The organism is Pontibacter sp. HJ8 (assembly GCF_054824225.1).
Map to the genome: position 1 here is coordinate 1 of NZ_JSYF01000207.1, position 4,973 is coordinate 4,973.

The following is a 4,973-nucleotide window of genomic DNA, read 5'->3' on the forward strand; positions in this document are numbered from 1 at the left end:
CAGTGCGGCTCTACTTCATTGGCTGACCAGACGCCCAGTCCTGTCAACAATAAAGTCACCACGGGGAGCCAACCCACAAGCTGGCTCCCACCAGCCAGGTGCAGGGCATATACACAAAGACAGGTTACTACAGCGGCTACTGTACCTCCTCCTTTGCCTATGTAGCCAATGCCCAGGCTGGTGGAAACAAGTTTGTGTACTCGTATCATCCGATCCTGCTTAGAGCGACTCTACCAGATCCTGGTAATAGTCCAAACCCAGGTGAGTTATCAGATCCTCGCCCATCATGTGGCGCAGGGTGTTCTGCAGCTTCATGAGTTGCTTGAAAATGTCGTGCTCCGGACGCAGGCCTTCTGCTGTTTGTGGTGACTTGTAGTAAAAGGACAACCACTCCTGTATGCCGCTCATGCCGGCACGCTGCGCCAGGTCGGTGAACAAGGCCAGGTCCAACACGATAGGCGCTGCCAGGATCGAGTCACGGCACAGGAAGTTGATCTTGATCTGCATCTTGTAACCTAACCAGCCAAAGATGTCGATGTTGTCCCAGCTCTCTTTGTTGTCACCGTGAGGCGGGTAGTAGTTGATGCGTACTTTGTGGTACAGATCCCCGTAGAGTTCCGGGTTATCTTCCGGATGCAGGATATCTTCCAGCACGCCGAGTTTGGATACTTCTTTGGTTTTGAAATTGTCCGGATCATCCAGTACCAGACCGTCGCGGTTGCCCAGGATGTTGGAAGAGAACCAGCCGTTGATGCCGAGCGCTCTGGCCTGCAGGCCCGGTGCCACGATGGTTTTCATAAGGGTCTGACCTGTTTTGAAATCCTTACCGGATATCGCTACTTCGTTCAGCTTGGCCAGCTCCACGATGGCCGGAATGTCGACCGTCAGGTTGGGTGCGCCGTTTGCGAAAGGCACGCCCATCTTCACAGCAGCATAGGCATAGATCATGCTTGGTGCAATGCGCGGGTCGTTGTTGCGCAGGCCTTCCTCGAAGGCCGGTATCGTTTCATGTACCTCGCTGATCTCGGTATATACCTCCGTAGAGCCACACCACACAATCACCAGGCGGTCGCAGCCGTTCTCTTCCTTGAAGGTACGCATGTCGTCCATCAGGGCCTCCGCCAGCTCATATTTCGTAGCAGCCTCTTTTACATTGGTACCATCCAGGTTTTTGGCGTAAGCCTTATCAAACACGGCTTTCATCGGCTTGATGGCCTCCAGCTCCGGCTTGATCGCATACAACAGGCCCGGCTCCAGCACTTTGGCATTCGCAGCAGCTTCGTATACATTGTCCTCGTACACATCCCAGCCACCGAATACGATGTCATTGAGGTTTGCCAGCGGCACAAAATCCTTTATCAGCGGGTTGCGATTTTCCGTTCTCTTGCCCAGGCGGATATTGCCCATTTGAGAAAGCGAACCGACCGGCTTAGACATACCTTTTTTGATCGCCTCAACTCCGGCAATAAAGGTGGTGGCAACTGCTCCCAGTCCCGGAAGCAGGATACCCAAGCGCCCTTCGGCATTTTTTACTTGATATTCCATTTTAGTCTATTTATATCAAATTGTTTCTACTATTCTACTTATAACCACTTGTTTTCCTTGTACCACTGCAGGGTCTGCGCCAGGCCTTTTTCCAGGTCATATTCCGGTACAAAGCCCAGGTCTTCCCGGATCTTGTCGATGCTGCAGTTCCAGTTCTCGGCGGCGAGCTCGTTGAGCTTTTCCTTGTTGAGCACCGGCATCTTGCTGCTGGCTGCATAGACGGCTTCGAGCAACTGCGCCACTACATTCATCATTGCCATCGGCACATGAAACCGGATGGACTTTTTACCCAGTATACGCTTTGTTATAGTCGCCAGCGCATACCGGTCATAGCTGTTGCCATCCGACACGTTGTAACTGGTATGGCTTATACCTACCTCCAGCGCCTGCATGACAGCCCGGGCCAGGTCTTTGACATATACAAAACTCAGCCACTGCTTCTTGTTGCTGATGTATGGCTCCAGCCCGAGGTTGAGAGTCTTTAATATGATAAAGATGTCTTTCTCCCGTGGACCGTATACCGCCGTGGGGCGCAGCACCACCAGGGGCAGATTTTCTATTTCCGACAAGTACTTTTCGGCCAGAAGCTTGCTCTTACCATAGGCTGTTACCGGCTGTGCCGTACTTTGCTCGTTGATGGGTGCGTTTTGAGCATAAGCAACAGGGCCCAGCGCAGCCAGGCTGCTGATGAAGACGAACTTCTTGAGCGGAATCTTGGCCTCTGCAGCAGCTATACCCAGGTTCTGAGAATAGACCGCATTGATGCTCTCATACTCCCGGGCATGCTTGGCCCGGGTAATACCGGCTGCATGCACGATGTAATGGTACTGTTTCTCTTCCAGCTCCTGCTTCAAGGCAGCTGTATCCGAAAAATCAAGGTAGGTATACCGGATATCAAAAGCCTCCAGGTGCGCCACCTGGCTGGAGGGCCGTACAGCGGCGTATACTTCCAGTCCTGCCTGCAAGGCAGCCTCTACCAGGTGATAGCCTACAAATCCGCTTGCTCCCGTGATCAGTACCCGTTCTTTCATAGTGCCTTTTCGTAAATCCTATACCTTTTGTAGGGTTTGGCATCCATCTTCAGCAGTCCCTGGTTCATCATCACATTGTTCTCCAGTATCCAGGAAGCTTCCGCCATTTTCATGTTCTTCTCGTTGTGCTTCTGCATGGCTGCGCCGTAAAAACAGGCTTCAATGCCCAACTTCCGATACCCTTCCACTACGCCCAGCGCAATGATCCGGACAGCATCGATTTGTTTCCGTTGCAGCAGCAGCCTGAAGATGCCCGTCGGCAACAGGCGGCCTTTCTTTATTTTTTTCAGGATCTGGTTGATGTCAGGTATAGCCAGTGAAAAACCGACCATCTTCCCGTTGTGCTCTGCTACCAGGCAGAAATCCGGATCCAGGATCATTTTCAGGTCTTTGGCCAGGTAGTCGAACTCCCCGGTGGTCATGGGCACAAACCCCAGGTTCTTGTCCCAGGCAGAGTTATAGATCTCGCGCAGGCTGGCGACCTCTTCCTTGTATTTTTTCAGGTTAATGGGCCGGATGACAATGCCCTTCTGCTCGAGCCGCTTCCGGATAACTTCCGATAACCTGAAGGCCTTGTCGTTGTAATTTTTGGCCAGGAACTGGTAGGCAATCAGATCTACCTTTTTCTGAAAACCCTGGTTTTCGAGCAGGTTGATGTAATAGGTATAGTTATAGGGCATCATCGCCATCGGCGAGCTGTCGAAGCCTTCTACCAGCAACCCACAGGTCTCGTTGGTCGAAAAATTCACCGGCCCGATCATGGTGCTGACCTTTTTTTCCAAGAGCCACTTTTGCACTTCCCCGAACAACATGGCTGCTACCTGGTCATCATTCACACAGTCAAAGAAACCGAAGAATCCATCCTGGCTATTGTTGAAGGCATTGTGGTTGTTGTTGAGTATCGCAGCAATCCGGCCGACTACTTTGCCATCCTGGTAAGCCAGGAAGGGCTGCAGGGAAGAATGTTCATAAAAAGGATGTTTGCCCGGTGTGAGCAAATCCTTTTGGGCGATATACAGCTCCGGCACATAGTAGGGATCACCTTGATAGAGCTCATGCGGGAAGTCTATGAAGGCTTTCAGCTGCTGTTTGGAATTAACGGGTAGTACTTGCTTCATATGCCGCATTCCCGGTGTTAATCTGAATGGATCTGAAAGCTTCTGAAATTTTGCTGACAGCCTCCTCGATCTGGCCAAACGTATGGGTGGCCATAATAGAAAGTCTTAATAGAGTAGCGTCCGCGGGCACAGCAGGAGCCACAACAGGATTCACAAAAATACCTTTGTCCTGCAGCATCTTCGTTACCTGGAACGTCTTGTCATTGTCCCGCACGTAGATCGGGATGATGGGGGTTTCGGTAGGGCCCAGCTCAAGACCTGCCGATCTCAACAGCCCGGTGGCATAGCGGGTATTCGTCCACAGGTTCGCTATATGTTCTGGCTCTGACTGTATCAGGTCCAGTGCTGCCAGGGTGCTCGCCACAGACGCAGGCGACATGCTGGCACTGAAAATAAGCGAACGGGCATGGTGCTTCAGGTATAGGATGGTATCGTTGTCGCTGGCGATAAAACCACCCAGCGAAGCCAGCGATTTGCTGAAGGTTCCCATGATCAGATCTACCTGATCGGTCAGCCCGAAGTGGGAGGCCGTACCTGCCCCCTGCCGGCCGATCACGCCCAGCCCATGCGCGTCATCCACCATGATGCTGCCGCCGTAGCGTTCGGCCAGGGTGACAAGTTCGGGCAATTTCACAATATCCCCTTCCATGCTGAAGACCCCGTCCACCACGATCAGTTTGATCGCGTCGGCCGGCAACCTGCTCAGCTTCTGCTCCAGGTCGTGCATGTCGTTGTGCCGGTACTTGATCACTTTGGAGAAAGATAGCCGGCTGCCATCGATGATGGAGGCATGGTTAAACTCATCCAGTATAATGTAATCGTTGCGGCCTGTGAGGCAGGAAATCACACCCAGGTTTACCTGAAAACCAGTGCTGAATACAAGGGCAGCATCCTTTCCCACATACTCGGCCAGCCTTCTCTCCAGTTCCAGGTGGATGTCGAGTGTGCCGTTTAGAAAACGGGAACCGGCACATCCGGTACCGTATAACTCGATGGCCTTGGTGGCGGCTTCTTTTACTTTGGGATGGTTGGTCAGTCCCAGATAGGCATTGGATCCAAACATCAGCACCCGCTTGCCATCTATAATCACTTCCGTATCCTGCGCAGACTCAATTGATCTGAAATAAGGATAGGCTCCCTGTGCCATCGCTCTTTCCGCTGCATAATAAGCGGCGCTCTTCTCACGGGCGAGGATTTTCTCTCGAAGTATATTGCCCATCTGTAAAAATTTATTTTATATGATCTACCGAATTTAGGAGAAAAGCCCATTACAGGTTAT

At 52.0% G+C, this 4,973-nt stretch carries 4 protein-coding genes and 1 pseudogene; all 5 read right to left on the bottom strand.

Annotated elements, in window-relative coordinates:
• Nucleotides 1–209, bottom strand: a pseudogene (locus tag OB13_RS10165) (phosphatidylglycerophosphatase A family protein); the annotation flags it as partial.
• A gap of 10 nt (nt 210–219) precedes the next feature.
• A complete protein-coding gene (locus OB13_RS10170) occupies nt 220–1,545 on the bottom strand; it encodes an inositol-3-phosphate synthase (RefSeq protein ID WP_461490055.1) in 1,326 nt (441 codons plus the stop codon).
• A gap of 38 nt (nt 1,546–1,583) precedes the next feature.
• A complete protein-coding gene (locus tag OB13_RS10175; RefSeq protein WP_461490056.1) occupies nt 1,584–2,576 on the bottom strand; it encodes an NAD-dependent epimerase/dehydratase family protein in 993 nt (330 codons plus the stop codon).
• Nucleotides 2,573–3,694, bottom strand: a complete 1,122-nt coding sequence (locus tag OB13_RS10180) for a hypothetical protein (protein WP_461490057.1) — start codon at nt 3,692–3,694, stop codon at nt 2,573–2,575. The genes OB13_RS10175 and OB13_RS10180 overlap by 4 nt, the downstream gene beginning before the upstream one ends.
• Nucleotides 3,672–4,913: a serine palmitoyltransferase gene (gene spt / locus OB13_RS10185; protein WP_461490058.1), complete on the bottom strand. Its 1,242-nt coding sequence runs from the start codon at nt 4,911–4,913 to the stop codon at nt 3,672–3,674. The genes OB13_RS10180 and spt overlap by 23 nt, the downstream gene beginning before the upstream one ends.
• Between the last annotated feature and the right edge of the window lie 60 nt (nt 4,914–4,973).

Bases quoted from the DNA above. Each gene is read 5' to 3' on its own strand.
- OB13_RS10170 (WP_461490055.1), bottom strand. From the start codon at position 1,545: ATGGAATATCAAGTAAAAAATGCCGAAGGGCGCTTGGGTATCCTGCTT.
- OB13_RS10175 (WP_461490056.1), bottom strand. From the start codon at position 2,576: ATGAAAGAACGGGTACTGATCACGGGAGCAAGCGGATTTGTAGGCTAT.
- OB13_RS10180 (WP_461490057.1), bottom strand. From the start codon at position 3,694: ATGAAGCAAGTACTACCCGTTAATTCCAAACAGCAGCTGAAAGCCTTC.
- spt (WP_461490058.1), bottom strand. From the start codon at position 4,913: ATGGGCAATATACTTCGAGAGAAAATCCTCGCCCGTGAGAAGAGCGCC.